The organism is Candidatus Bathyarchaeota archaeon, from assembly GCA_026014735.1.
Taxonomy (GTDB): Archaea; Thermoproteota; Bathyarchaeia; order Bathyarchaeales; family Bathycorpusculaceae; genus Bathycorpusculum.
The window spans coordinates 757,566-783,176 of the sequence record JAOZHT010000001.1; the positions used below are offsets into that span (position 1 = coordinate 757,566).

The following is a 25,611-nucleotide window of genomic DNA, read 5'->3' on the forward strand; positions in this document are numbered from 1 at the left end:
ATGCAGCTACATTTGCCGCCGCAGAGTCTGGCTGTTAACTGCAACGATAACCGTGCTTAAAGTCATCAAAACCGCGCCTACCGCCGGGTCGACAACTATGCCCAATCCCGCAAAGACCCCTGCAGCAAGGGGCAGAGCAAAAATGTTGTACCCCGCCGCCCACCAGAGATTCTGCACCATCTTGCGGTAGGTCTTCCGCGAAAAACAGATGGCGCATGCGACGTCTTTGGGGTTGCTCTTCACCAAGATTACATCTGCGCTCTCTATTGCCACATCGGTTCCCGCGCCAATAGCTATACCTACATCGGCGCTTGCCAACGCAGGGGCATCGTTGATTCCGTCGCCCACCATAGCCACACGGTACCCCCGCTGCTTAAGCTCCACTATTTTCTGGGCTTTCTGCTCCGGCAGCACACCCGCAAAATAATCCTCGATGCCAAGCTCCACTGCAACCCTGCCCGCAACCGCCTCGGAATCCCCCGTTAACATGAAAACTTTGATGCCCTGCGCCTTCAACTCCGCCACTGCAGCCCGCGACTCAGCTCTCACTTGATCAGCCAAAGCAAAAGCCCCCGCCAATCGACCCTCAACAACCGTGAAGACAACGGTTTTCCCCGTCTGAGCAAGAGCCAAAATCTTCTCGTCGGTTACCGATATGTCCAGCTCCGACAGCAGACTGGGGCCGCCCACATAGACGGTTTTGCCCATGACAACTGCTTTGGCTCCTCTGCCTGGCAGCGCTTGGAAACTGCTGCTTTGGGGTATAGAGGTTTTTTTGACTTTCGCGTTCTCAACGATTGCTTTGGCGATGACGTGCTCGGAGTTCTGCTCCACCGCCGCCGTCAACTCCAAAAGCTCGCCCTCAGCAATCAAAGAAGCCGTGTCGGTGACGCCGAATTTACCTAAAGTCAAGGTGCCTGTTTTGTCAAAAATAACCGCGTCGATGCCTCGGGCGTCCTCGAATGCTTTTCGGTCACGGATCAAAATCCCGCTTTTAGCAGTAAGCGAAGTGGATAATGCAACCACCAAGGGAATAGCTAAACCCAACGCATGGGGGCAAGCTATCACCAGCACCGTGACGGTTCGGGTTAACGCAAACTCGACGTTACCGAGCAGTGACCAGACAGCAAACGTAACCATCCCCAAAGCTACGGCAACATAGAAGAGCAATGCGGCGGCTCGGCTAGCAAGGTCTTGTGTGCGGGATCTGCTTTGCTGAGCTTGCTGGACAAGCAAAATAACCTGGGCAAGATAGGTTTCTTTTCCTGTCCTCTCAATCTGTAGCTTCAGCGAGCCCTCACCGTTCACTGCGCCGCCCACCACCCTATCGGGTGCCCGTTTCTGCACGGGAGCAGATTCACCGGTGATTAGCGCCTCGTTCACGGTAGATATTCCCTCAACAACTATACCGTCAGACGGCACTTTCTCGCCGGGTCGAACCAGCACCAAGTTGCCGACCTGGAGCTCCGAAACCGGCATATCCATAACTTCACCGTTCATTTCCACATGCGCCACCGTCGGCATAACCTTCACCAGCTCCTCAAGCGCCCGCGAGGCCCCCATGACGCTTCGGGCTTCAACCCAATGCCCCAACAGCATAACATCGATTAAAGTGGCAAGTTCCCAAAAGAAATCCATCCCGACCGGAAAGAACACAGTGGCTGCAGAAAAAAAGAAAGCAACCGAAATCGCGGTGCCAATCAGCGTCATCATTCCTGGCTGGCGAGCTTTCGCTTCGCCGATTAATCCGATGAGGAAAGGCCAGCCACCGTAGATGTAGATGGCAAACGCTAAAGCCAGCAGGATAAAGTTTTGGTAGGGCACCATTAGCGTGAAGCCAAACCAGGTTTGAATGGTTTGGGACAACACCAATACCGGTATGGTGAGGATGAGGCAAAAGATGAAACGTGTTTTGAGGGTTTTATTACGCATGCTATGCATCATGGGCGCTTCATGGTTCATCTCGCGCCTGCTCTCTTTTTGGTGCATGCTATGGTTGTTGTGGTTCAAAAACAGGTGACCTCGCGCCTGCTGCCTTGAGTGCGCGTAAGCGGCCTAGAGCAGACCCAACACATCTATGAGTGCGCCGTTGATAATAGCTATTGCCCAGAGTAACCAGAAAAATACGCCTCAGATACCTCTTGGGATTGGTTCTGGATTAGCGCGCATGCCTTAAACATTTACCGGTGCCATCCCCATCAGGCAGGCAGATTTTGGACCCAGAGCCTGAATAACTCCCCCATAAACTGTGCTTTAACAAGTTATTTTAAGGGGTGCATCGCAAAAACCTTAACTTGCACCCTACAGCTAGATGTTCCAGTGAATGATTATGGATCGCTCAGCGGTTATTTTGGCGGGAGGACTTTCAACGCGGTTCGGCGGAGAAGACAAAGGCCTGTCCACCCTCGACGGCAAACCCATGCTTAACTATGTGGTAGACGCCGTGAAGGGTCTGGTAGATGAAATCATCGTAGTTACAAGCTCGCAGGAACGCGCGGATGCCTACAGTAAAATCGTTTCTGCCCCCGTCCGCTTCGCAGTCGACATCGAGCAGCAGAAGGGCCCCCTGATCGGTGCCTTAACAGGTTTTGAAGCCGCCGCCGGCACCTACACGCTGCTTTTACCTTACGATAGCCCATTCCCCAACCGCGAGGTCCTTGCGTTGATGCTGGATTTATGCATCGGCAAATCCGCGGTGGTGCCACGGTACACTGACCAAGAAATTGAGCCGCTGCACGCCGTCTACAACACCAAGCTGGCGCTGCAGGCTGCAAAAGAGGAGGCGGCGGAGGGCACATATGACATGCATACGCTGGTGGAGAAGCTGCACGGTGTACGTTACCTCTCCACGCTGGTTATCGAGCAGTTGGATCCGGATTTTAAAACCTTCCTCAACGTCAACCGCCCATTGGACCTTAAAACTGCGCAGGCCCTAAGCAAGCCCCGGCCAACCAAAGCCAAGAAGCGACGTTAGCGGGTTTAGGCGCCTGCTCGGTTAGCTGTGGTAGTTTGGGTGCAGTCACAAGATTATTTATGACTCCGCGCCTCCTATGGGTAATAACCGCTTTAAGATGTGATAGCATCCAAGGGCGGCAAGCAAGCAACGGTTTACCCGCCGCTTAATGGGGCAACCGATGCCTGCGAAAAATTATCTTTGGAGGAAGCAATATGGAGTTTTGTAGTCAATGCGGTTCTGTTCTAAAACCCGCCAAGATACGCGTTGGAAACCAAGTTATGTTGATGCTTGCCTGCAGTAAATGTGGGCAGAAAAAACCTGAAGCGGAAGCCAACCGCAAAGTTAACGGAAAATACATCGAGCATACCCCCAAGCAGTTTGTAGCCGTCATAGGCAGAGAAGAGCAGGAACTCACTACGATGCCTACGATTCATATGGATTGCCCCCGACGCGGAAACAACACCGCTAACGTTTGGCTGGTGCAAACCCGCGGCAGCGACGAATCCTCCACGCAGTTTCTGCGGTGCATTCGATGCGGCTACACCTTCAGAGAATACACCTAGCTCCCTAGCACTAACGGCGACGGCTTGGCGGTTGTCACAGCCATCAGCAAAGAAACGTTGCAAACCCAAAAAGCAGCCGTTCCCAGACGCATTTTGGCCTATATATAAGGGGGATAGAGGTTGATGGAGCAGCCGACGTTTGCGCTATGTTGCTATAAATAGAGGGGGGATAGAGCTTTGCAAGCAACAGCAACCGTCTCTATAACGGTTTATGTGCCGAAGAAAAAGCCACTCCAAAGAGGCGATATCAAAAACCGGGGTTAGGAAAGTTGCTGCGGATTATTGGGTAAACCCTCTTTTTCCATGTCTAGGCGCAGAAAGCGGTGTTTGCATTTGGTGTCTTTGCAGCCGTAGAGGAGCAGGTTGGGGTTGCTCTGGTTTAAAGCCAGAATCTCCGCTGCTGATTTACAGTTGAAGCAGCGTTGCCCCCGAACTTGCCCGTTAAGCATAAAGCCTTCCTCGAGCAAAACGCTCCATGATTTCTCCTTAATTGTGCTAAGCAAAAAACCGCATTCCTGATGTATATGTGCAAATGCCTTGGCGACTTAAAACATTTTGTTGGTTACCCGCAACAACCACATCAACCGCTTCAACATGGTTTTTTGAGAAGAAAACCAAGGCCCAACACAACCAAACTGGAGGCCCAGAAATCAGTCAACCAAAGATAACTGAGGTAGCCACCGCTAAAAGCAGCAACCAGCAGGTAAACCAGAAAATACGCGCCTACAAAACACAGCCCAACACCTAAAACTCGGCGGTGATAACCGGCTTTGCCTTTCATCGTTGGGAAGAGGGCAAAGAGCACAAGCAGGGCGCCTACAAGCAGGGTAATTATGGAGTTAGCTGAGCCTATAAGCAAAATGGGACTGGCTGAATCGGCGGGAAGGGCGTAGAGGCTAAAGAGGAAATGCTTGATCCACAAGGCAAAGGTGAAGGTGACGGCGCAGAGGGCAAACCATTTTTTTATGCCAAGGTTCAGTTGTGGGCTGCGGAGTTTAATGTAGAGGGCAAGGAAGGCAGGGGTGATTAGGAGGGCTTGCAGGATGTAGGAGGAAGCGGCAAGGTGATAGGCCATTGAGGCATTAGGCGAGAAAAGCTCCAAGCCTATAAATGGAATAAAGAAGAGATAGTAGAGACCTTCAAGCAGAATGGCTTTACGCAGCAGGGCAAACCGCGGAGTTCTCCGCCACAGCAGCCACATAGTAAAAGCCAAAAGCAGGCAAGCCCCGCTGAACCGCACAAACAACCCGACCTCACCCACCAACTCGGAGAATAACCAGTAAACCTTCCAAAAATCAAACCCGTGCTCGGAAACGTAGGCGGCGACAGTTTGATAAATCCGGTAATCAGCAGAAAAAGAATTCAACAGCAAGCAGAGAAGGTACACAAAAAATGCGCCGACAACAACGCATAGGAAGGGAGCTAGTTGCCTTGTGGCTTTGGTTATCGTCTGTGTGCTTTCCATAAATTGATTTTTGTGTTCTTAATATTATTATTTTTGGTTTTGAAATTGTACAGTTATTTTGCAACATACATCAAGTTATCTGTAACTTAGCCTACTATAGATTCGATGATGGGTATCAGGCGAATCAGAGGTAAATACCGCGTCTTCGAGGGTTTGCGTTAGGTTTAGAACTACTTATTTATGATTCAGAGGTTGCCTTCATAAGTCAGTTATATGGCTTGCACATATTTGGAGTACGTTAATAATTTGAGGATGTGTGTGAGTATGAAGCAATTTGCGGAAAAAAACAGAAAAGAACTTGAGGCAAAATTCGCCAACGTTTTCGATGAACAAATCAATTATTTGTCAACCGAATTGCGTGATATATTGCTAGATGACATGGTGACTGCCTTCGAAAATAGATTAAACGTGTTAAACAACATCATAGAAAAATCAGCCAACTAAACGCCACCATGGTTAATAATACTGATTACCAATCCATAAACGATAAATATAAAGAAACAAGAAAATAGACAAAAGAGGAAACACAAGTGCGCCGATCAAAACTGGAAATGTATGTCGACATTCTGACGGTACTCGCTCACCGAGGACCCTTAAAGCTAACACACGTAATGTACAAAGCCAACGTCAACTGCAGCGTACTCAAAGAATACCTCGACTTCCTAATGAAACAAGGTCTAGTCGAGGAACGTACCATCGGCAAACGCCGAGTAGTCTTCGCCATCACCCAACGCGGCATTACAGTTCTAAAGTACTTCAAGGAACTAAAACAGGTCTTGCCTATCGTCGAAGAAGCACGAAACCAAGCACCAGTTCCCTTCTAAACCCCCATCTTCCCAACAACATTTTCCTTTACTGCTTTTCAAACTAATTCCCTTCTTAACCGTCACAGTGTTTTTCTGGTTAACTTTTTTTGGTTTCATCCATCTGTAGTTCAGTATCGCAAGACTTAATAAACAGTAATGGTTTTAGTATACAACAATAGTACAGATGAAATACAATTCAGGGATAATGCGTGATAAGAAACGACCTGTCTAGTAAAAAGCCGCTGAGCATACTTGAGAAGATAGAAGAAAATCTTGTCAAGCTTAACGAGAAGATGGAAGTCATGATTGAGATTCAGAAAAACGGATCCGGGGAGACTTCTCGGGTTATGCCTAGCGTGCCTGATGCATCCTTGGATGTTATGACTCTGCTTTCTATGCCTGATCATCTGCGAAAGACCGCCATGACTATTTGTCGATGCAGCCGCGCGACTGCAGAGGAAGTTGCGGGTCAGACGCAGCGTGCCAGGGCGGTTGAGAGTGCGTATCTTAATCAGCTGGTCATTATGGGTTATGTAAAGAAGGAACGTAGGGGTAGAAAGGCATACTTTTACATAGATAGGGAAACACAGAGTTGAGTTTATGAGCAAAATCATTGCTGTTCACAGCTACAAGGGCGGTACCGGTAAAACCTCGATGTCAGTTAACTTGGCGGCGACATTTGCCAAGATGGGGAAACGAGTTTGCCTCTTTGATTTGGACTTCCGTGCACCCAGCTTGTTTGCTATCCTTAAAGCCCAAAACATCGAACACTGGTTTAACGATTACCTAAACAGCACCTGCGAAATCAACCAAGCCATAGTGGACCTTAGCAGCAGACTTACGGGCACCGGAAAATTCTATGCTTGCCTTGCCAACCCATCCACCGAAGCCATCCGCGACATGTCCAGCAAAGACCGCAAATGGGAAATGCGGGCGCTCGGACGGCTCTTGGCGCTGCGGGAAGTGCTGCTTCGGGACCAAAAATTCGATTACCTAGTCTTTGACACCAGCCCAGGTCTTCAGTACTCCTCAATTAACGCCATTGTAGCCGCAGACTTCGTGGTGGTGGCGACAACCGGCGACCGCAGCGATGTAGACGGCACCAAACGCATGCTAGCAGAACTCTACAACCTCTTCGAGAAGAAAACCGGGTTGGTACTAAACAAGGTTCTTGACCCCTCCGCGACTTCACGCAAAGCCGAAATGGCCGCAAAAATCAAAACCGACTACCAAGTTCCACTGCTAGGCATAATGCCCTGCTTCTGCGAGGTTCTACGTGCCGAAGGCAACTTCATCTTCGTCCAAGACAAACCCGATCACCCCTTCACAAAAATCGTTTCAGAGATGGCTAAAAAAATCGACACCGACCAAGTCAACTAAATTCCCGCTTGACGCTACATTCCTTTCTTTTCTGAAAAGGGCTTTTTCTTTACTATCTACTGTAGCTACATAGCGTAGTCACTGTTGCTCTGCTGCCTCTATCCCCCCTCTATTTATAGTCAAAAAAGCGGGTGGAAAAGGCTGCTTTTTTCGTTTACATTGTTTCTCTATACCTGAAAGGAAGCGGCAGAGATTTTCTAAATGCTTGTCGCTTAATTAGATAAGGTTTTTTATGTTTTATTAAAGTGGTTTCAACGGGTCGCTTGATGGCTTGGCGGCGGCATGCGGTTTAGCGGTTCATGATGTCTGCGAGGGCTAAAACGAAATCTTCGATGCAGTCGAAGGTTTGCCCAAACTGCAGCGTCGAGGTTATCGTGGTAACGGGGGTTTCTCCGCTGACGAGCATATGTGTGGCGTTCTGGTTATGTTTTAGATTCACTTTCAGGGTCGAGCCATATGATGTGAGGGTGTCTGCTGTTTTAATGGTTATTTGATGGGTGGCTACGTCTTGGCCCAGGATTTCCCAGTCGAATTCATCGACTGCTTTGTGTATCGCTTTCCACACTGAATCGAGGGGGAAATCAATGTCGACTTCCTTTGTTTGTTCCCTAAGATAAGCCATACTTATCCAGCAGAACTCTGTTTGCCCAATGTAATATCTTTTATTTCAATCCAGCCTTCGCAGCCAAATACGGCTAACCCTGTATGCATGTTGCCATTTGCCATTAGATTTTGGACACTTGTTCATACAGCATGTTGCCACATACTGCTATAAACTCCTGCCTTCCACGGTATAGTGGTGATTTTCTTGGTAGTCGAACATATGATGGAAAAAGCAAGCGGCAGAACTATGGGACCCGTGGACTATCTAATTGTGGGGTTCCCGGGAAACAAATTCAACGGCAAAATCGTGCCTGAAATGGTGGATCTGGAGAGGCGCGGCATAATTCGTGTAATCGACTTAGTCTTCGTTACAAAAGACGCCAACGGAGCAATCTTTGTTACTGAAGCAAGAGACCTGCAGGGTGATGAGGGTAGAGCGTTTGAGAAGTTAGCTGGTAACCTTAAGGAGTGGTTCTATGAAGGTGACATAAACGCGTTGGGCGAGTCGTTGCCTAATGAGAGTTCAGCGGCTTTGTTGTTGTTCGAGAACCTTTGGGCTATACGCTTTAAAGAGGCATTGATTGATTCGGATGCTGTCTTAATCGATATGGGCCGTATTCCCCCGGAGAATCTGGACAAAGTCAGAGCGTTATTCGATGAAGGAGGCGACTAATCTTGCGCGGTAGAGGATTAATGCTTGTGGGCGGAATGGCTATGGGACGAGCTTCTGCCCAGCGACAAGCTCAAGCACAGCAGCAGGCGTATAATCAGGGCGCACAGGCGCAGCAACAGCAAAGCCAGCAGGCACAGCAAGTTCCACCTGCACAACCCGCTCAGCAGACTGCACCCCAACAGGAAGATACCATTGCTCAACTGCAGAAACTAGGTGAACTGCACAGCTCCGGTGTACTGTCAGATGAAGAATTCGCTGCGGCAAAAAAGAAACTGATAGGTTAGCGCCCCAGAAGCTTGCATTATCGCCTTGTTCTGCGCAAGCTCCCTTGTTTATTTCCATTAATTTGATTTTGAAAAACGCGGAGGTGAATTTATTGACTGAACCATCGTATGAAACTACATCCACAACAACTTCTTCTGGCCGCAACATTGGCTCAGCTATGGCTTTCATCGGTAGCATAATTTTGATTATCGTCGGCGGCTTAGCGATGCTTGGGATTTTTGCTTTGATATGGTATCCGTTGTATGCTTTGGCTGCGTTCTGGTGGGGACTTGCCATTCTGATCATTGGTTTTCTGGCGCTTGGCGCGTCGAGGTGGGTTAATAATGTCGGCGCTGCGCTTTGGCTGATTCTTCTTGCTATAATCGCGGGCATTTTTGGGGCATGGTGGGGCTCATGGCTCATCGGTCTTGGAGCCATCATCGGCTTGGTGACAAGAAGATAACGCCGCCAAGCCCCCATAATCATTAACTCCCGATTTATTGATCTCAAAATTTCCTGCAGCCGGCACCTGCAACTTTTTTTGGAATTCTAGTTTTGGAAGCAAAGTATCGTTTTAACTCGTCTAATTCCCAGATGGTATGCTGCGTTTGGCAGGCGCTGGAAAACTGCTTTTTTGGGGTGGGACGGCTTTTTTGTGGTCTGTAGCTTGCTTTGGAAATGTAGAGTTTATTAGGTAGTTTTTAGTTTGTTCGTTGCGCTATACGCGGTAATAGTACAGCTTGGTTAGTACATAGGCTTGCCAAGTCTAGGACCCGGGTTCAAATCCCGGTTACCGCACTTCCATTCTTAACTCGATTTGAGTCGTTGTCTCTTTTGTCTGGCTAATGGAGAGTGGAAATCAACCAGATTTTTTTTAGTTTAGTCAAAAATGGCTATGCCTGGAAGCTTTTATCTTGGTTTAAACAAAAAAAAGAAAAGGGAAGGAAATTTTAGGGCTTTTTTCTTGTAACCAGCAATGCCAGAATAGCGCCGACCACGATTATGGTCACGATGATTCCAGCTATTCCGGGTAGCAGGTAGGTTTCGGAAGCTGTAGCAACGGGTATTGGGCTTGGTGTCGGTGTTGCTGGTGCGGGGTCCACTGCAAATGCTGTTTCTGCCTGTGAGGGCCAATAGGATTCGCTGCCTGCGAATGAGGCGTATACTACGAATTTGCCTTCTATGTCTGGTGTCCACTGGTAGCTGTATGCTCCGTTAGAGTCTGTTGTTGTAACGCCGATTTCTCGGTAGTTGCCGTTGTCATCTACGACGCTTAACGTCACTGGAACGCCTGTTGTATTGGCTGGCCGTGGCTTCTGCATGTAGACGTATTCCATCCATTCGCCCATGCTTTCGTCGGATACTGCTGGTACGCCGTTGGGGAATCTGGCTGCCTGTTCATTCTGCTTTGTGCCTGCTGCAATATCAGTTACTGTTCCGCTGATAACCAGTGATCTGCCGAATTCTATGGATGCTTTAGGTGCATCTACCGTCATTTGGCTGGGTCCTTTGCCGACACAGTATATCTGTGAGTCATAGCAGTTGAGGTAGACGAAGAAGCCGTCTGCGACAAGGTCACTTTGGCCCACGTACATACCTGTGCCCCAACCCATCATAGTCCAGATTTCTTCACCTGTGGTAGCGTTGATGCATCGGTATTGCGCGTCTTTGTAGAAGGGTGAGTCAGGCGAGTGCTCGGTTGTGCCTAAAATGATTTTTCCGTCAGCCACAACGTCCGCGAAGATCGGGTACACTCCCCAGGCTGTTTCCAGACCCGAGTAGGTTGTGTTGCCTGGTCCGCCGTTGCCGTATGTCCAAATTAAATCTCCCGTTTTAATGTCGTAGCAGTGCATTATGCCATCAAAGCCAGAAACGTAGAGGTTTCCGTAAGCCGCAATAGTGGTGCTTCGCATGGTGTCCCATTTTGCATCTTCAGGTTGCACATCCCATATCATGCTTCCATCGGTGAGGCTGTAGCCGGTGAGCCTTAGGTTCTCTTTGTCCTGCATGGTAAATACGCCTGCGTCTCCATCGATTGCCATGATTTTCCTTGTTGCGTTGTCTGGTGCTGCCTTGTAGAACTTGTTCCACAGGATTTGTCCTTGGGAGCCTTCCTTTATGCTGATTGCGGTTACGTTCATGCCTGCCTGCGGGTCTCTTGGGCCGCCCATGCTTCCTTGTGTGAGCAGCAGAAGCTGTCCTGGAACTAAATGTCTGTTCACGGTCCATGTGCCTGAACTCAGTGACGGGATCGTAACGTTCCAGTCATAACGTGCTGCGGTTCCTGCATCTATGGTTCCTGTGTTTTCCACTGTGAATACTTTGGATGAGTTCCATTGGCCTAACCATTTTCCCGCGGAGTTATAGATGTATCGTAGGACTTCTCCCTGTGATCCAGCAGCTGCAGCTAAGCTTGAGGGCACGTTTGTTATGTTAAGTCCCATGACTCTGCCCGTTGCCGGGTCGTATGCTCTGGCAAAGTTCAACGTGAATAGATAACCATTGGGTGGAACGCCGTGTTGATTCATCATGTCGTATGAGTAGAGGTAGCCAGCAACTGGTTTTCCAACTGAGGCTATTGTGGTGTAGTTAACTCGCCAAATTTCTTCTCCTGTGCGTAAGTCAACGCATATGTAGTCGCCGCCGCTGCCTGAGTTGCCCCATGGTTCAAGATAGGATAGTCTTCCGTTCATAACGACTGCTTCAGTGAATCTTACGTTGTAGGAGCCGCCCATGTAGTAAGTTTTGCCTAAGACATCATAGCTGCCACCGCCGACGACGCCGCCGTCCTGTATGGGGCGTGTCCACATTATGTGTGGGCTGTTTGGTAATGTGCCGTCTGGTTGGTATCTGCCGTAGCCGCCTTGGGTGTCGCATGTCGAGGTTGCGCCTTGTGTGCCGCTGTCTCCGATGCGGATGAATGGGGGATTAAGCCAGTTAGAGGAGATCTTCCACCAGTCAGTGTTTTGTCCTTCTATGGGCCGCGTCCAGTATTCAGTGGGTAAGGGGAAGCCTAGAATGGGTGCAGTAACGGGGTCCTCTTGTACTGTTATTGTCGTTGTGTCGTTGGCCGGCTTGAAGTAATCGTTTGTCCAGCTGCTTACCGCTGTAGCATTCCATGTGAACTTTTGGCCTTTGTATTGGAATAGCAGAGTATAGTTGCCTACTTGGGTGGGTGTGAAGAAATATGATTGTACGCCAGTTGTATCCACGACTACTGGCCACTCGGTTACTTCGGTGGTGCCGTCTGGCTTTGTAATCGTGAGTACATAGTCGTGTCGTCGGTAATCGTTGCCTTCAGCTGAGGAGGGCATGGGTGCATCGACCCACATGAAGACACTCACTTGTTGTCCTGCGCCGACTAGTGTAGGCTGTGCTACTACGAACGCAAAGGATGGGATCTCCCAGGCGGGTGAGTGCGCGTTTGTGGCTGGGAACTGTATTATTTGAACGCTGATTGTTACGATTAGAATTGTTGCAATTACTGTAGCTATTGCTCTTTTATTCGAGAATTTCTTCAATTATTTTTTCTCCTTTTATTTTTCGGTGTATCGTTGTTAGTTGATTATGTTTATAAAAAACACTCACCTAAAGTGATTCATTAAATGGTGCTATTTCGATTGGTTTATGAATATTTTTGACCATATTTTTAGATAGGTTTATGTAAAAAAAATAACGTTTTAGTTATATGAATAAAACATTAGCTGCTATAACCAGAAAACCATAAAAACAACCAAGCCAACCCCACAAACTCTGCCTGGACACCCTCCAGGTTTCAGCCTGACGCTAGACGTGGGCGACCCGCAAAGCAGCATATTTTCAAAGGCAAAATCAGTCCCAAAAATGTGTTTCTTAAGCCCGGGTTTAAATATAATCCGCGCTCAGCCTACATGATTTCCATACAAACCCACGTATCCCAACCATCAAAACCGCCAAGCTCTTTAAAGAATAATATAAAAACCATCCAGGTGGGCAAGTGCGGTTTTAACTATTTTGAGCGAACACTCTTTTATGCAAGGCGCCTCAGTGGAGTGCTGAGGAATAGCTTTGGTTAGACGTTTTGTTGACCGATGGAGTAAACCAAAAGAGGACTCGATAACTTCCAAAATAGCCAATGTTGGCAAGCCATCGGAGAACATAAAGGACCAAATCGCGCAGGTCACACAGCGCTTAGATATGCAAACAAAAACGCTTGACAGCGCAGTTCTGCGTTTCCAGAGCCGAGATGCGGAAATCTTTAATCGCGTCGTCAAAGCCATGGCTATGCATGATGGAGCAAGAGCTAACATCCTTGCCACGGAGCTGGCTGAGATTCGCAAAGTCGAGAAAATGCTCACGAATGCCTCGCTTGCCCTGCAAAGCGTTTCCATGCGGCTGCGTACGGTGTCTGAACTGGGGGACTTAGTTACGGTGCTTGCCCCCGCAAAAAGCATGCTAAACAACATACGTGGCGAGATGTGCGGCATCATGCCTGAGGCAAGCCAGGAACTGGGCAACATCGGTAATTTGCTAACCGACATAGTTGGCTCCACTAACCAAAGCAACGATATTTCTGTAAACACGATTACGGCAAACGCCGATGCCCTGCAGATTTTGGAAGAAGCCGAAGTTGCCGCGGAAAGCCGACTTAGAGACCAACTGCCCGATGTGTCCGCTGAAAAGGAAATTCGGAGACGAAGCAGCTTAGGCGCCTAAGTTTTCTATGGCTCTGACTGCTTCATCTGACGTTTTCTGCTATTTTTTCGATGATTTGCAGGATAAAATCGTCGATGCATTCCTCGGATTTGATGCATGCGCTGCAGGACTTAGGAACCACTAGTACAGCTGCATCTTCTGAGATGATATACTCTATTCTGAGTTTTCGTATTCTGCAACGCTTAATCGCTTTGTTGGGTTCAACTGTTATGATGCCTAAGATTGGTTTATCGCAGCTGACACCCTTGGTTGATTCGCCAAAAACTTTGCTACACCTACATCACTAGCTGTCATTGAATTATTTATACCCTTATTTAGGCGGTTGCACAGCGCACCCAGATAACCCAGATATGTTGAACCATAATTATACGCGGTTTATCATACAAGCATTGTCACTTAAGTTGCTGTTTGCCTACAATCACATACCGTTATCTCCCAATGTCCACTACTAACCATTTGACTTAGATGCCCGATATCATCACGGTAAAAAACTTGGTTGAAGTATACTCAGACGGTACCAAAGCAGTGGACGACATATCCTTCAACGTCAAAGAAGGCGAATTCTTCGGTTTCCTGGGACCCAACGGCGCCGGAAAAAGCACCACCATAAAAATCCTCACAACTCTGCTCCACAAAACCCTTGGCACAGTTAAGATAGCGGGATATGACATCGAATCAGGCGCCAATTCTATTCGAAAAGTAATAGGTGTTCAAAGCCAGGATACAACTGTCGATGGCGACTTAACGGGCAGAGAAAACCTTGCTTTGCAGGGGCACTTCCAGCAGATGGACGGCATTAAACTCAAAGCACGCATAGCTGAGCTTCTGCGGTTGGTGGGGCTGGAATCAGTTGCGGATAAGCGAGCCCGCAACTACAGCGGCGGCATGAAGAAGCGGCTGGATTTGGCGACTGCGCTGGTCCATGAACCCAGAATCGTTTTTCTCGATGAGCCAACCACGGGGCTAGACCCGCAGTCAAGGCTGGCTATCTGGTCGTACCTTGAAGAAATCAACAAGGCAGGCACAACGATTTTCCTAACAACCCAGTATCTTGAGGAAGCCGACCGCCTCTGCAAACGATTAGCCATAATTGATTTCGGCAAAATCGTCACCAGCGGCTCCCCAGCTGAGTTGAAACGGGAAATCGGCGCGGATTCCATCAGGATTTCGATTGATAACTGTCAGCGTGATAAAGCCCGTGCCAAGGATCTTTTGAAGTCTCTTTCAGGCGTCAACAACGTGGAGGAATTAGGGGGCGAGGAATGCCTAAACGTCTACGCTAAGAACGCTGGGCCACTGGTAGCAGATATTGTCCGCGCCTTCGACAGCAGCGACATCCGATTGCTCTCCGTGACTTTTTCGTCGCCGTCGCTTGATGACGTTTTCCTCAAACACACGGGCAGGCGAATACGCACCGAAGATCTAGTGAAGGCACCAAGCAGCAGCACCTTTGGAGGACGCCCAAGATGACCCTGCTTGCCGACACATGGTACATTTTTGTTAGATACATGAAGAAGCTAATCCGAACCCCTATCCTGCTCTTTTTTTCGCTTTTTCAACCCATCATTTTCCTGCTTCTCTTCACCCAGCTTCTAGGCAGCTTCTCAGATATACCCGGGTTTGAACAAGCCACCGGCACAAGCAGCTACGCAGTTTTCGCCGCCGCTGGGATTCTGCTTCAAAACGCCTTTGGAAGTGCTTTGCAGTCGGGCAACTCGATTGTCGCCGACATCGATTCGGGTTATCTGCAGAAGATGCTGGTTACTCCAGTGAGCCGCTACGCTATTCTGCTGGGACGGCTACTCAGCGATGCATTCCGCGTAACCATTCAATCCACGATTATAATTGCGCTTTCATTTTTGCCCTTCATCGGCGTCACATACGTTACGGGGCTGCCTGGTATTCTGCTGATTTTGTTGACGATAGCGTTTTTTGGGTTAGCATGGTCGGGGATTTCGTTGGCAATCGGCATGAAGACCCGCAACTCCGAAACGGTTTTTGCCATCGGCGGCTTCATCACTTTTCCGCTACTTTTCTTAAGCACGGCTTTGGTGCCGCAAAGTTTCCAGCCGCCCTGGATACAGACAATCTCCATGTTTAACCCCATAACCTACGCTGTGAATGCATGCCGTGTGTTGATGATAAATGGGTTTGATTGGCCCACGATTCTGCAGGCGTATGGCGTTATCGCGCTTGTGGGCATTGTGACGTTGAGTGCGACGCTTTATCAGTTCCGAAAAGTGGTCAGTTAGGAAGCGTCGGCGGCCTTAGCGCTCTCGATAATTATCGCCGTTTCCCCTATACTATATATTCTAAGCTTGAACTACGGGAAAAACTGCCCTGCCTATATAACTCTAATATACTTGAATGTCAACTATCTTTCCCCCTTGAGCAATAACCACCCTTGAAGTCAGGAGCGGCACCTTGCTAGATAAACTCTGGAACACACTCAATGGCTTATCTTCTAAAAAATCCATAAAATACACCCTCTACCTCTCAGCTGTTATCTTGTTCTTCGCCCTGATTCTCATCCCGCCCATCATCGGCATCCTAACCAAGGCGGGATCTCTTCAAAACGTCTTGGATAACCCTGAATTGATGAATGTCGCGTTGGGGGCAATCTCCGCCTCCTTCATCATTGGCCTCGTAGTCGCTGGCTTGGATTTGTTGGCTGGCGTTCCCTTGGCGTGGCTCATCGTCCGGGGAAAATCCCGTTGGTTAACCGTGCTCGATACGCTGGCTGATCTGCCCTTTGTGGTTCCAACGGCCGCTCTGGGTTACTCTCTGCTGCTTTTTTGGAGTTCCAGCGGCGGAATCTCTGATCTTTTCGGTACACCCTTCGTTTCGCCTGGTTGGATGCTGGTTATGCTTTTGCATTTCACGTTTTCGTACCCCGTTGTCGTCCGTGTTCTAGTGGGGGCATTGCTGGATTACAAAATGGAGTATGAACGTGCCTCCCGAACGCTTGGAGCGCCCCCTCTTACGGCTTCCCGGACAGTAACTTTCCCAATAATTAAGCCCTCCCTGATCGCAGCCTACACCCTTGCCTTTGCCCGCTCGCTCTCTGAAACAGGCGCCACCTTCATCGTTGCCGCCGGCGTTTTCCTTAATGGACCCGTATTCATTCAAACGGTAAGTAACCAATTTAAAAGCGGAGCCATCTCTCAAGCAACCTATGAGGGCGCCACAGTTTTTGCCAGTATAATTCTCATCACGGTGTCTTTGGCGATTTTTGCGTGTATACGCATATTAGGGCAGCGACTAAAGCTTCCCTTCGGCCATGGCTTGCCAAGCTTTGAGAAGAAGCTAAGCTACAAGAAAGGCGTTTGGACCCGTAACGGCGTCGCTTTAGCAGTCTTCTTTTTCCTCGTACTGATCCCCTCCATGTTTGTTGCGTTGCCTGCATTCCAAGCAATAACCACCGGAACAACCCTCACCGACGCATTTTCGGCCTCAGGCGTCTGGGCAAGTTTCTGGCAAAGCCTCGCCCTCTCATATGGACTGGCGGCTATAGTAACGGTGCTAGGCATCGCAACCGGTTTACCCATGGCTATCCTTATTTCTAGAAAAACCTTCGGCAAATGGATATCCGCGGCGCTTGACACCCTGATTAACATCCCCATAATCGTTCCCTCCATTGCCCTGGGCATTTCCTTAAAGTTCTTCTGGACCGGCGTGCCGGGTATCCCTGAGCTTCTTCTGCTAATCTTTGCGCATTTAGCCATTACTTATCCCTACTTCGTGCGTTCCATGTCCGCTGCCATGGAGCGTATAAGCGTAGAGATGGAGGAAGCCTCTAAAACTTTAGGTGCAAAACCCATGACTGTTTTCCGCACCATCGTGTGGCCCATAACTAAATACTCGATTTTTTCAGGCGCAATCATCGTCTTTACACGCAGCGTCAGCGAAACAGGCGCCTCTTTGGCGGTGGCATCGCAGCTACAAACAGCCCCGGTTTTGATAGTTAACTGGGTTAACTCCGTTCGGGGCGCCATTTCACCTATTGCTGGGGTGAATGCGTTAACGGTTAGTTTAGGCTGCGGTTTACTTATCCTGTTTAGCTTCATCATACTGCTGGTGCTCAGGCTTATAACCCGAAAAGGAAAAGCATAGAATGATAACCTACAAAACAATCATAAACATCACAGGAGAAAAAAGAAGCTATGCCCGACGTTAAAGTCCTAAACGTTACAAAACAATATGGCAAAGTCTACGCTTTAGACCATGTCAGCTTAACCATCCATGACCAAGAATACTTCTCGCTGCTGGGACCAAGCGGCTGCGGCAAAACCACGCTTCTGCGCCTCATCGCCGGCTTGATTGACCCTGACAGCGGTGAAATCCACATCGGAGACCGTCGAGTCGACAAGGATCCCCCTGAAGACCGTGAGATCGGTTTTGTCTTCCAAACCTTCGCGCTTTTTCCCCACATGACCGCTTGGAGCAACGTTCTTTATGGCCCAAAAGTCAAAAACTACGATGCCAAAAAAGCGGAAACCATCGGTCACGAGGTGCTTGAACTCGTTAAGCTTAGCGAGCGGCTAGATGCCTACCCCAGCGAGCTCAGCGGCGGTATGATGCAGCGTATAGCGGTTGCACGCGCGCTGGCGGCAGGCGGCAAAATATTGCTTTTGGATGAACCGTTGGGGCAGCTTGACGCTAAGGTCCGAAATGAAATTCGATACGAAATCCGCCGGATGGCAAAAGACCTCAAGTTAACGGCGATTCATGTGACTCATGACCAGGCTGAAGCCATGTCTATCTCGGATCGAATTGCCGTCATGAAGAAGGGCAAAATCGTTCAAATCGGCTCCCCAAAAGAGCTCTACATGAACCCCAACAGCCTTTTTGTGGCGCATTTCATCGGGGAATCCAACTTTTTGGAGGGCTACATAACTAAGGTTGATGGCGGCATGGCTGAAATTGAACTCAGAGAGGGTCTTAAAATCAACGCTTTCAATGAGCGTGGGATTGAGGGGGAGGAGCGGGTTGTTTTGGCTATCCGCCCTGAGACCTGTGAGATGCATCGGGGGCATAATGCTGTGGCTAATGCTCTTTTTGGGAAGGTTGATAAGACGACCTTTGAGGGTACGGTTGTGCGTTATGAGATTCGTCTTGATAATGGGGATCGCTTTGTGATTAATCGTCCTTCTTTGACTGAGGATTGGGTTAGTATCGGTGAGGAAGTGACGATTACTTATCCGCTTGATAAGGCTCATCTGTTTCCGTATCCGGCGAATGGACTTAGCGATGAGGTAGCCGTATAAATGCGATATTACTGGGCGGTAACATCAAGATTTGTGTGAAAAATCATGAAATTTCGCATAATCTGACGCTTAAAATTTAAATGCAAGTGTAGTACCTTTACTGAACTATCTCGGGGCGTATAGGAGAGAAAAAACCAATGGGAGAGACGACACTAGGATACCTAAGTGAAACCGGCTGCTCTGCACCCGCAACATATCTGTCTTTCTCCAGCAAACCTGCGCATTTGGCTAGTCACCATGTCGATAACCTTAAATACGGTTACACCGACGCTTTTGGATATAACAAGCGCCGATTCGGCTCAACCCTTGAGGTCGCCTTGATGGAAAAAATCATTAATGGAGAGAAAACCGCATGATTGTTGAAGCCCTCATCGCCTTCTTACTAATATTCATCGTAACTCTCGGAATCTATGTTATAGGAAAACGGGCCGCCCCTAAAACCGCCATAAGCGAAAACGAGCAGGCTGCCTACGCATGCGGAGAACAAGTTAATTTTCAAGGACTAAAAATAAACGTGTCCCTCTACAAGTACATCATCTACTTCGTAGTATTCGACGCCTCCGTACTTGTATTAGCCTTCGCATCAATCGCGTTGGCAAGCACCAATTGGCTTCTTTTAATCCTGTACCTGGGCATAATCCTCGCCGCAGGTGTCGCGCTTCTTGAAGGAGGAGGAAAAGATTAATGACCGATACAAAAACTTGGGCCCGCGTAAAATCCCCTTGGGTATTGCATTTTAACTCAGGCGCCTGCAACGGCTGCGACATCGAAGTCGTCGCGTTGTTAACGCCTAAATATGACGTTGAACGCTTCGGCGTAAAACTCGAGCCGTCCCCACGTCATGCTGATGTATTGCTGGTTACGGGGGCTGTTACTCACCAATGCGCCGAACGTCTCAAACGCGTCTACGACCAGATGCCTCAGCCTAAATTCGTCGTCGCCATCGGCGCATGTGCCTGCGGCGGAGGCGTCTTCGATGGTTCATATGGCGTATTGGGCGGCGTTGACAAGGTTATTCCAGTTACAGCTTACATTCCGGGTTGTGCTCCGCGCCCCGAAGCAATCATAGATGGTGTCGTGAAGCTTCTAAACGCTCTCAACCCGCCAAAACAGAAAAAACCAAAGGCTGAAGCCGCCCAAGCAGTGGCTCCAGTAGCAAAGGAGGCATAAAGATGTCAAACAGTAAGGTTGATGTCATAGGCTTAGTTGAATCTAAATTCGGCGACAAAATCCAAGTGAAACGTGGAGAATTGGAAGCAGCCGCCATAATCGCCAACAACGGCTTACACTACGATGTCCTTAAAGCCATGATAGATGCCGACGAAAAAACCGGCATAACCGCCATCACCGGCATTGACTTCGGCGAAACCATAGGCGTATACTACCATGTACATACCGCCGCTCCATTCCTCACCATCAAAGCATTTGTGCGCAAAGAAAACCCGCGGCTAAAAACAATCGTTGACATCCACCCAGGCGCCGCATTCCATGAACTCGAAGTAACAGACTTAGTCGGCGTGATATTTGAGGGCAATGAGTTCCAGGGGCACTTTGTGCTCTCTGAGAACTGGCCCGACGGTGTTTATCCGCTACGCAGAGACGTCGACGCAACCAAAGTTAAGCTTGTTCCCACACCTGAACGGGAAGCCAATGTCCCCGCAGAGGGCAGACAAGTAAAAATAATCATCGGTCCCCAGCACCCCGCGCTTTTGGAGCCCGAAAAATTCTCCGTAACCGTAGACGGCGAAACCGTCACGAAAGTTGAACCCCGCATCGGTTATGTGCACCGCGGCATCGAGAAAACCTCTGAGTCCCGCACTTACCTGCAGGACACTTATCTGGTTGAGCGTGTCTGCGGCATCTGCAACGCCTGCCATGCCTACGCCTTCGTGGCTACTGTGGAAAAAATCCTTAAAGCCTCCATTCCTGAGCGCGCTGAGTATCTGCGGGTCGTAGCCTTAGAACTCAACAGGCTGCACAGTCACCTCTTAACTTTAGGCCACGCTGGGCTCGAAATCGGCTATGAAACCCTCTTCCAGTACTTCTGGAGAGACCGAGAACCCATCATGGACCTCATCGAGTTAACCAGCGGCAACCGCGTCTACGGTTCCTTGATGACGGTGGGCGGTGTTAGACGTGACCTTAACCCAGAGAACATACCCAAAATCAAATCGGTTCTCTCTGATTTAATGTCAAAGATGCCCTTCTACCGCAAAATGTACCAAGAAGAGCCAACGCTGCGTCTGCGCATGAAGGATGTGGGAACCCTCAGCCGAGCCGACGCACTCAAACTCTCCGTTGTCGGACCCGTCGCAAGAGCCTCGAATGTCGACATGGATATTCGCTTCACTCAACCCTACTCTGCCTACGGTGAAATCCCCTTCAAACAAATCGTTTACACTGACGGCGACACCTGGGCAAGAATGAATGTGCGCCTTGATGAGGTTGAGGAAAGCGTCAAAATCATCGAGTATGCACTGGATCATTTGCCATCGGGTCCAATCAAGGTGGATTTGCCCCGAAGTGTCCCTGAAGGCGAAGCAGTAACCTGCATTGAAGCGCCCCGAGGCGAACTCTTTTACTTCGTTCGAAGCAACGGAACCGACATGCCTTACCGCGTTAAAATCCGAACACCGACGTTCGCTAACATCCCCTCGTTCCTGCAGACAGCCATAGGTGAAAGCATCGCTGATGTTCCGCCGAACTTTGTTAGCTTAGATCCATGCTTCTCATGTACGGACCGGTGATAAATTATGATCGACTATTTCCTGCTGATCTTCCGAATACTCGTCTTTCCAGGCTTCACCTTCATATTATTCCTGACTTTGTTCTGCGACTGGGTAGAGCGCAAGCTCGAAGCCCGAATCCAGAACCGAGTTGGACCCATGGTTGCTGGACCCGCAGGAATCCTGCAGCCCCTCGCCGATATAATTAAACTCTTAACCAAAGAAGACATCGAACCACGCGACACCAAAAAATTCGTGTTTCGATTTGCGCCTCTGGCAGCATTCGCCGTCATGGTGTTTGCCATGTGCTTCTTGCCCATCGACGGAGCAAGTGTCCTCTCAATAGGCGGCTTTAACGGTGACTTAATCATTATCTTGGCGTTCTCCACGATTGCTAACTTCCTATTGTTCCTCGCAGGCTGGGCATCATCTAACCCCTACGGCACCATAGGCTCCGCCCGAGTTTTAACCCAGTTCCTCGGATACGACATCCCACTGTTCCTCCTTGCGTTGTCTCCAGCATTCATCGTGGGCAGCATAACCGTCTCCCAAATCGCCAATGCCCCCTTGCCCCTGATACTGCTGGCGCCCTGGGCGTTTGTATTGTTTATAATAACCCTTCAAGCAGAACTTGAAAAAGACCCCTTCGATGTGCCCCACTCAGAATCCGAGCTGGTCGGAGGCTTAGAAACCGAGTACACAGGCGCCAAACTGGCGTTTCTGCACTTAACCCGCGACGTCCAAGTTGTGTTTGGCTCAGCGCTGGTTGTCACGCTCTTTTTGGGCGGATCCAACGGGCCAGTGCTGTTTGGTCCAGCCTGGATCTGGTACACGCTATGGTTTGTGCTAAAGCTGCTGGTGGTAGTTGTTATCAGCGAGTACATCACAACCGTGGTTGCCCGCCTACGCATCGACCAGGTGCTTTCAGGCAACTGGAAGATACTCTTGCCGGCGGCTTTGATCTCGCTAATGGTTACCCTTGCGTTGGTAACTTGGGTGTATAACCCATTGTTGGGTATAGGAGTGTAAAAAGATGGCAAACAAGAAGTCACGCATATCCCCCATATTCAAACGAGCAGTATCGCATCTATTCACTAAACCCGCCACAACCAAGTATCCCTTCGTGAAGCCCACGCTCCCCGAGGACAGCCGAGGCAAACTAGTCTACGAAATCAAATCCTGCAACTGCGTTGACTTCGCAGCTGGCCCCGACTTCGTCTTGGATGTCAAAGCAGTTACGGGTTCAAACTGCCGCGTCTGTGAACGCGATTGCCCCGCCGGCGCCATCGAAATTGTCGAGGTGGACGGCAAGATGCGCCCGCAGATTAACCTCAACAAATGCATCTTCTGCTATCAATGCGTAGAGACCTGCCCCCGAGCAGCCATCAAGCAATCTGAACTCTACGAGTTAGCCACAACCGACAAGGCAACGTTGATTATGAAACCGGAATTCAAAACCAAAGGTGACGCCCAATGATCTTTGACGTAACAATCATTTTTGACATCCTCGCAGTAGGCTTAATCATCTCAGCGGTCCTCGCGTTGTTCCTCGACGAAGTCGTCTACTCCGTCGCGGCGCTATCAGGAACATTCCTCTTCACCGCGCTGATTTACTTCCTCAACGGCGCCATCTACGCTGCAATTTTCCAGTTCGTCGTAGGCGTAGGCACTTTAGCAGTGCTGTTTCTCTCAGGCGAAATGCTCGGTGAGAAACCAACCAAAAAAGCCTCTCCGACACGCGTCGGCGGCTTAGTGGGGGCAGGCTTTGCGCTTTCGCTTCCCGCAATTTTCCTCTCAGTATCCGGTTCCCCCGCAGCGGGGGCTGATGTATCCTTCGGCGATGCCCTCTGGAACCTGCGCGGCGTCGATGTGCTGCTGCAGGCAATCGTAATTTTGACGGTGGCGGTTGGAATCGCCATTGTGCTTTATGAGAAACGCAAGGGGGCTAAATGATGGACTTTGTCATATTATCTGTTGTGATGTTGGCAATCGGCATCTATGGCCTGTTAACTAACCGCCAGCTCCTCAAAGTTTTCATATCCATTGAGCTCATCGCCACCGCAGCCACGCTTAACTTCGTGATGCTGTCCTCGGCTATGGGCATCGGTCTAGGCGAGGCCTTCCTGGTTTTAGCCTTCGCAACCGACACCGCAGTAAGCGGCGTAATCTTAGCTCTGATGGTTATCGTGTCTAAGCGATACGGCACAAGCGACATCAGCAAAATAATCAAGCAAATGCAGGAAAAAAGCGAAACCGAGGTTGAAGAACAATGATACTACAACAGTTCTCTGCATGGTTCGTCTGGATAATTCCCCTTATAGCAAGCTTATTTGTCCCCGTAATTGCTAAGTACAGCGAAAAAGCCCGCAACTACTATGTCATAGCCATCGCTTCGGTAGTAGCGGTTTTGGCGGTCAGCCTTGTGCCCAGCGTCTGGGGCAACCTTGAATCAGTCACCTCCTACACGGTAACTTGGATTCCAGGCATTGATGCAGGCGTTTACCTTGACTCGCTCAGCGTCATATTTACCTGTCTGGTAGCCTTTTTTGCACTCATCATCGCGGTTTACTCTCAGGGCTACATGAAGGGCGAAGAAGGCTTAACCCGCTACTACTATTTGCTGCTGCTCTTCATCGGCTCCATGATCGGCTTAGTTATCTCCGATAACATGCTCCAGATGTTCATCTTCTGGGAAATGGTGGGCCTATGCAGCTATGCCCTGATTAGCTTCTGGTACAAAAAACCCGAATCCATCCGCGCCGGCGTCAAAGTTTTCCTGATGACCCGCATCGGCGACATCTGCATGCTCGCCGCCATCGGTATCCTATTCATGCTGTTTGGCACCTTCAGCTTCCACGGCACCATCGCCGGCATCGAGGAAGCAGCCACAGCCGGAACCCTCAACACAGGGCTACTGGTTATCACGGCGTTTCTGATTTTGGGCGCAGCAATCTCGAAATCCGCGCAGTTCCCCCTCTTCACCTGGCTCTACAGCGCCATGGAAGCACCTACCTCGGTCAGCGCGTTGCTCCACGCCGCCACCATGGTTAAGGCAGGTATCTATCTGCTTTCAAGATTCATCCTCATCTTTGCAGCTGCACCTATGCTTATCCTGGCACTGCAGGACTACTGGTTCCCAACCATCGCCTGGGTCGGCGTCATAACCGCATTCATCGGCGCATCTTTAGCCTTAAAGACCACCGACATCAAAGGAGTCCTCGCCTACTCCACCATCAGCCAAATCGGCTTCATGATGGCGGGCTTAGGCACCGGCATGGCACACACCACCGACGTGGCACTGTCCACCGGCTGGTTTGCAAGCATCTTCCACATGGTCAGCCACGCCTTCTTCGAAGGCCTCGGATTCCTCTTGGCAGGCGGCATCATCCACGCCTTGGGCACCCGCGACATGCGCCTTATGGGTGGACTTAAAAAATCCATGACCATAACCTTCGCATTAATGGTCATCATGATCATCACCACAAGCGGCCTGCCGCCGTTTGCAGCCTTCTTTAGCAAAGGCTTAATCTTGACCAGCGTAGCCGAAGTCGGCACCACCGCAGGCCTCATCCAAACCATCATCCTCTACGCCTCCGCCGCCATCACCTTCGCTTACTGTCTACGCATGTTCAGCTTGGTCTTCATGGGCAAACCCAGCGAGCACATCGAGAAAGGCCATGTTCATGAAGCACCCAAAATCATGCTGGTTCCAGCCGCAATCCTCGCCGGTCTCTGCATTGTCTGGGGTCTATCGCAGCCGCTGGTCACAAGCTTCATGGGCGTCGAAATCGAGCAGACCCTGCTAAGCGCATTCACTTCGCTTGAGTTCCCGATCTTTATGTCTATACTGCTGCCGGTGTTTCTGCTGGCGTACTGGAGCTACTACAAGAACTTCATGGGCATACGCAACTTTGCAGCAAGCAAAAACCCACTCACCACCCTGCTGGGCCACGCCTACTTCGTCGATGACGCCTACAACGCCGTCGCCCGCGGCATAACCGCATTCTCCAACGGCTTAACCCGCGTTGAAAACGCACTGTTCTCACGCATACCCGACAAGGCAGGCAAAGACATCGGCGACGCCGCAGAGCCAGGCAAAGCCTTAACGCTCAAGAAGGGACCCTCGGATTCCTTCAGAAACTACGTAGCCGCAGCCGTGCTGGGCTTTATACTCATAATGATACTGGTAATCTTGACTTTAGGAGGAGCATAA

The 25,611-nt window shown here is 49.7% G+C and carries 28 protein-coding genes and 1 tRNA gene; 24 read left to right on the forward strand and 5 right to left on the reverse strand.

The window, feature by feature from the left end; translation table 11 throughout:
• Nucleotides 1-6: 6 nt before the first annotated feature.
• Nucleotides 7-1,962 (reverse strand): copper-translocating P-type ATPase, encoded by a 1,956-nt coding sequence (locus tag NWE93_03865; protein MCW3999356.1) that lies wholly within the window; start codon nucleotides 1,960-1,962, stop codon nucleotides 7-9.
• A 367-nt stretch (nucleotides 1,963-2,329) separates the two neighbouring features.
• Here NWE93_03865 and NWE93_03870 point away from each other — a divergent pair, with 367 nt between their 5' ends.
• Nucleotides 2,330-2,974 (forward strand): molybdenum cofactor guanylyltransferase, encoded by a 645-nt coding sequence (locus tag NWE93_03870; protein MCW3999357.1) that lies wholly within the window; start codon nucleotides 2,330-2,332, stop codon nucleotides 2,972-2,974.
• Between the two features lie 194 nt (nucleotides 2,975-3,168).
• A complete protein-coding gene (locus tag NWE93_03875; GenBank protein MCW3999358.1) occupies nucleotides 3,169-3,519 on the forward strand; it encodes an RPA12/RPB9/RPC11 RNA polymerase family protein in 351 nt (116 codons plus the stop codon).
• Nucleotides 3,520-3,779: 260 nt separating this feature from the next.
• Here NWE93_03875 and NWE93_03880 read toward each other — a convergent pair whose 3' ends face one another.
• Both NWE93_03880 and NWE93_03885 read right to left on the reverse strand, forming a co-directional pair.
• Nucleotides 3,780-4,022, reverse strand: coding sequence for a hypothetical protein (locus NWE93_03880; GenBank protein ID MCW3999359.1), 243 nt, complete (start codon nucleotides 4,020-4,022; stop codon nucleotides 3,780-3,782).
• A gap of 86 nt (nucleotides 4,023-4,108) precedes the next feature.
• Entirely contained in the window at nucleotides 4,109-4,984 is an 876-nt protein-coding gene (locus tag NWE93_03885) for a hypothetical protein (protein MCW3999360.1), read from the reverse strand.
• Between the two features lie 264 nt (nucleotides 4,985-5,248).
• Here NWE93_03885 and NWE93_03890 point away from each other — a divergent pair, with 264 nt between their 5' ends.
• From NWE93_03890 to NWE93_03905, 4 genes are all read left to right on the forward strand, one after another.
• On the forward strand, nucleotides 5,249-5,428 hold the full coding sequence (locus NWE93_03890; GenBank protein MCW3999361.1) for a hypothetical protein: 180 nt from the start codon (nucleotides 5,249-5,251) through the stop codon (nucleotides 5,426-5,428).
• An 86-nt stretch (nucleotides 5,429-5,514) separates the two neighbouring features.
• On the forward strand, nucleotides 5,515-5,808 hold the full coding sequence (locus NWE93_03895; protein ID MCW3999362.1) for a hypothetical protein: 294 nt from the start codon (nucleotides 5,515-5,517) through the stop codon (nucleotides 5,806-5,808).
• 191 nt (nucleotides 5,809-5,999) lie between these two features.
• Nucleotides 6,000-6,386 (forward strand): transcriptional regulator, encoded by a 387-nt coding sequence (locus tag NWE93_03900; GenBank protein MCW3999363.1) that lies wholly within the window; start codon nucleotides 6,000-6,002, stop codon nucleotides 6,384-6,386.
• Nucleotides 6,387-6,390: 4 nt separating this feature from the next.
• Nucleotides 6,391-7,170, forward strand: a complete 780-nt coding sequence (locus NWE93_03905; protein ID MCW3999364.1) for a MinD/ParA family protein — start codon at nucleotides 6,391-6,393, stop codon at nucleotides 7,168-7,170.
• A gap of 289 nt (nucleotides 7,171-7,459) precedes the next feature.
• On the opposite strand, the gene NWE93_03910 is transcribed toward NWE93_03905, so the two are convergent.
• A complete protein-coding gene (locus NWE93_03910; protein ID MCW3999365.1) occupies nucleotides 7,460-7,792 on the reverse strand; it encodes a hypothetical protein in 333 nt (110 codons plus the stop codon).
• A 186-nt stretch (nucleotides 7,793-7,978) separates the two neighbouring features.
• Between NWE93_03910 and NWE93_03915 the strand changes: the two genes are divergently transcribed.
• The 4 genes from NWE93_03915 (at nucleotide 7,979) to NWE93_03930 (ending at nucleotide 9,508) form a co-directional block, all read left to right on the forward strand.
• Nucleotides 7,979-8,446, forward strand: a complete 468-nt coding sequence (locus tag NWE93_03915; protein MCW3999366.1) for a DUF6325 family protein — start codon at nucleotides 7,979-7,981, stop codon at nucleotides 8,444-8,446.
• A gap of 41 nt (nucleotides 8,447-8,487) precedes the next feature.
• Nucleotides 8,488-8,730, forward strand: coding sequence for an SHOCT domain-containing protein (locus tag NWE93_03920; GenBank protein MCW3999367.1), 243 nt, complete (start codon nucleotides 8,488-8,490; stop codon nucleotides 8,728-8,730).
• Between the two features lie 92 nt (nucleotides 8,731-8,822).
• Complete coding sequence (locus NWE93_03925) at nucleotides 8,823-9,173, forward strand: hypothetical protein (GenBank protein ID MCW3999368.1); 351 nt, start codon at nucleotides 8,823-8,825, stop codon at nucleotides 9,171-9,173.
• Nucleotides 9,174-9,434: 261 nt separating this feature from the next.
• Nucleotides 9,435-9,508, forward strand: a tRNA-Gly gene (locus NWE93_03930).
• Nucleotides 9,509-9,660: 152 nt separating this feature from the next.
• On the opposite strand, the gene NWE93_03935 is transcribed toward NWE93_03930, so the two are convergent.
• Nucleotides 9,661-12,231, reverse strand: coding sequence for a PQQ-binding-like beta-propeller repeat protein (locus tag NWE93_03935; protein ID MCW3999369.1), 2,571 nt, complete (start codon nucleotides 12,229-12,231; stop codon nucleotides 9,661-9,663).
• 526 nt (nucleotides 12,232-12,757) lie between these two features.
• Between NWE93_03935 and NWE93_03940 the strand changes: the two genes are divergently transcribed.
• The 14 genes from NWE93_03940 (at nucleotide 12,758) to NWE93_04005 (ending at nucleotide 25,611) form a co-directional block, all read left to right on the forward strand.
• A complete protein-coding gene (locus NWE93_03940; GenBank protein ID MCW3999370.1) occupies nucleotides 12,758-13,405 on the forward strand; it encodes a Snf7 family protein in 648 nt (215 codons plus the stop codon).
• Nucleotides 13,406-13,897: 492 nt separating this feature from the next.
• Nucleotides 13,898-14,875 carry an ATP-binding cassette domain-containing protein gene (locus NWE93_03945; protein ID MCW3999371.1) on the forward strand — a complete coding sequence of 326 codons (978 nt, stop codon included), beginning with the start codon at nucleotides 13,898-13,900 and terminating at the stop codon, nucleotides 14,873-14,875.
• Nucleotides 14,872-15,657, forward strand: coding sequence for an ABC transporter permease (locus NWE93_03950; GenBank protein MCW3999372.1), 786 nt, complete (start codon nucleotides 14,872-14,874; stop codon nucleotides 15,655-15,657). The genes NWE93_03945 and NWE93_03950 overlap by 4 nt, the downstream gene beginning before the upstream one ends.
• A gap of 172 nt (nucleotides 15,658-15,829) precedes the next feature.
• Nucleotides 15,830-17,518: an ABC transporter permease subunit gene (locus tag NWE93_03955; protein MCW3999373.1), complete on the forward strand. Its 1,689-nt coding sequence runs from the start codon at nucleotides 15,830-15,832 to the stop codon at nucleotides 17,516-17,518.
• 50 nt (nucleotides 17,519-17,568) lie between these two features.
• Nucleotides 17,569-18,672 (forward strand): ABC transporter ATP-binding protein, encoded by a 1,104-nt coding sequence (locus tag NWE93_03960; GenBank protein MCW3999374.1) that lies wholly within the window; start codon nucleotides 17,569-17,571, stop codon nucleotides 18,670-18,672.
• Between the two features lie 137 nt (nucleotides 18,673-18,809).
• A complete protein-coding gene (locus NWE93_03965; protein MCW3999375.1) occupies nucleotides 18,810-19,028 on the forward strand; it encodes a hypothetical protein in 219 nt (72 codons plus the stop codon).
• Nucleotides 19,025-19,357 carry an NADH-quinone oxidoreductase subunit A gene (ndhC, locus tag NWE93_03970; GenBank protein MCW3999376.1) on the forward strand — a complete coding sequence of 111 codons (333 nt, stop codon included), beginning with the start codon at nucleotides 19,025-19,027 and terminating at the stop codon, nucleotides 19,355-19,357. Before NWE93_03965 ends, ndhC begins: the two co-directional genes overlap by 4 nt.
• Nucleotides 19,357-19,842, forward strand: coding sequence for an NADH-quinone oxidoreductase subunit B family protein (locus tag NWE93_03975; protein MCW3999377.1), 486 nt, complete (start codon nucleotides 19,357-19,359; stop codon nucleotides 19,840-19,842). The genes ndhC and NWE93_03975 overlap by 1 nt, the downstream gene beginning before the upstream one ends.
• Nucleotides 19,843-19,844: 2 nt before the next feature.
• On the forward strand, nucleotides 19,845-21,419 hold the full coding sequence (locus NWE93_03980) for an NADH-quinone oxidoreductase subunit C (protein MCW3999378.1): 1,575 nt from the start codon (nucleotides 19,845-19,847) through the stop codon (nucleotides 21,417-21,419).
• A gap of 6 nt (nucleotides 21,420-21,425) precedes the next feature.
• On the forward strand, nucleotides 21,426-22,427 hold the full coding sequence (locus tag NWE93_03985; protein MCW3999379.1) for an NADH-quinone oxidoreductase subunit H: 1,002 nt from the start codon (nucleotides 21,426-21,428) through the stop codon (nucleotides 22,425-22,427).
• Nucleotides 22,428-22,431: 4 nt separating this feature from the next.
• Nucleotides 22,432-22,875, forward strand: a complete 444-nt coding sequence (locus NWE93_03990) for a 4Fe-4S binding protein (GenBank protein ID MCW3999380.1) — start codon at nucleotides 22,432-22,434, stop codon at nucleotides 22,873-22,875.
• Nucleotides 22,872-23,351 carry an NADH-quinone oxidoreductase subunit J gene (locus NWE93_03995; protein ID MCW3999381.1) on the forward strand — a complete coding sequence of 160 codons (480 nt, stop codon included), beginning with the start codon at nucleotides 22,872-22,874 and terminating at the stop codon, nucleotides 23,349-23,351. Before NWE93_03990 ends, NWE93_03995 begins: the two co-directional genes overlap by 4 nt.
• Entirely contained in the window at nucleotides 23,348-23,671 is a 324-nt protein-coding gene (locus NWE93_04000) for an NADH-quinone oxidoreductase subunit K (GenBank protein ID MCW3999382.1), read from the forward strand. Before NWE93_03995 ends, NWE93_04000 begins: the two co-directional genes overlap by 4 nt.
• Nucleotides 23,668-25,611: an NADH-quinone oxidoreductase subunit L gene (locus NWE93_04005; protein ID MCW3999383.1), complete on the forward strand. Its 1,944-nt coding sequence runs from the start codon at nucleotides 23,668-23,670 to the stop codon at nucleotides 25,609-25,611. The genes NWE93_04000 and NWE93_04005 overlap by 4 nt, the downstream gene beginning before the upstream one ends.

Bases quoted from the DNA above. Each gene is read 5' to 3' on its own strand.
- NWE93_03865 (MCW3999356.1), bottom strand. From the start codon at position 1,962: ATGAACCATGAAGCGCCCATGATGCATAGCATGCGTAATAAAACCCTC.
- NWE93_03870 (MCW3999357.1), top strand. From the start codon at position 2,330: ATGGATCGCTCAGCGGTTATTTTGGCGGGAGGACTTTCAACGCGGTTC.
- NWE93_03875 (MCW3999358.1), top strand. From the start codon at position 3,169: ATGGAGTTTTGTAGTCAATGCGGTTCTGTTCTAAAACCCGCCAAGATA.
- NWE93_03885 (MCW3999360.1), bottom strand. From the start codon at position 4,984: ATGGAAAGCACACAGACGATAACCAAAGCCACAAGGCAACTAGCTCCC.
- NWE93_03890 (MCW3999361.1), top strand. From the start codon at position 5,249: ATGAAGCAATTTGCGGAAAAAAACAGAAAAGAACTTGAGGCAAAATTC.
- NWE93_03905 (MCW3999364.1), top strand. From the start codon at position 6,391: ATGAGCAAAATCATTGCTGTTCACAGCTACAAGGGCGGTACCGGTAAA.
- NWE93_03910 (MCW3999365.1), bottom strand. From the start codon at position 7,792: ATGGCTTATCTTAGGGAACAAACAAAGGAAGTCGACATTGATTTCCCC.
- NWE93_03920 (MCW3999367.1), top strand. From the start codon at position 8,488: ATGGGACGAGCTTCTGCCCAGCGACAAGCTCAAGCACAGCAGCAGGCG.
- NWE93_03950 (MCW3999372.1), top strand. From the start codon at position 14,872: ATGACCCTGCTTGCCGACACATGGTACATTTTTGTTAGATACATGAAG.
- NWE93_03960 (MCW3999374.1), top strand. From the start codon at position 17,569: ATGCCCGACGTTAAAGTCCTAAACGTTACAAAACAATATGGCAAAGTC.
- NWE93_03965 (MCW3999375.1), top strand. From the start codon at position 18,810: ATGGGAGAGACGACACTAGGATACCTAAGTGAAACCGGCTGCTCTGCA.
- ndhC (MCW3999376.1), top strand. From the start codon at position 19,025: ATGATTGTTGAAGCCCTCATCGCCTTCTTACTAATATTCATCGTAACT.
- NWE93_03975 (MCW3999377.1), top strand. From the start codon at position 19,357: ATGACCGATACAAAAACTTGGGCCCGCGTAAAATCCCCTTGGGTATTG.
- NWE93_03980 (MCW3999378.1), top strand. From the start codon at position 19,845: ATGTCAAACAGTAAGGTTGATGTCATAGGCTTAGTTGAATCTAAATTC.
- NWE93_03985 (MCW3999379.1), top strand. From the start codon at position 21,426: ATGATCGACTATTTCCTGCTGATCTTCCGAATACTCGTCTTTCCAGGC.
- NWE93_03990 (MCW3999380.1), top strand. From the start codon at position 22,432: ATGGCAAACAAGAAGTCACGCATATCCCCCATATTCAAACGAGCAGTA.
- NWE93_03995 (MCW3999381.1), top strand. From the start codon at position 22,872: ATGATCTTTGACGTAACAATCATTTTTGACATCCTCGCAGTAGGCTTA.
- NWE93_04000 (MCW3999382.1), top strand. From the start codon at position 23,348: ATGATGGACTTTGTCATATTATCTGTTGTGATGTTGGCAATCGGCATC.
- NWE93_04005 (MCW3999383.1), top strand. From the start codon at position 23,668: ATGATACTACAACAGTTCTCTGCATGGTTCGTCTGGATAATTCCCCTT.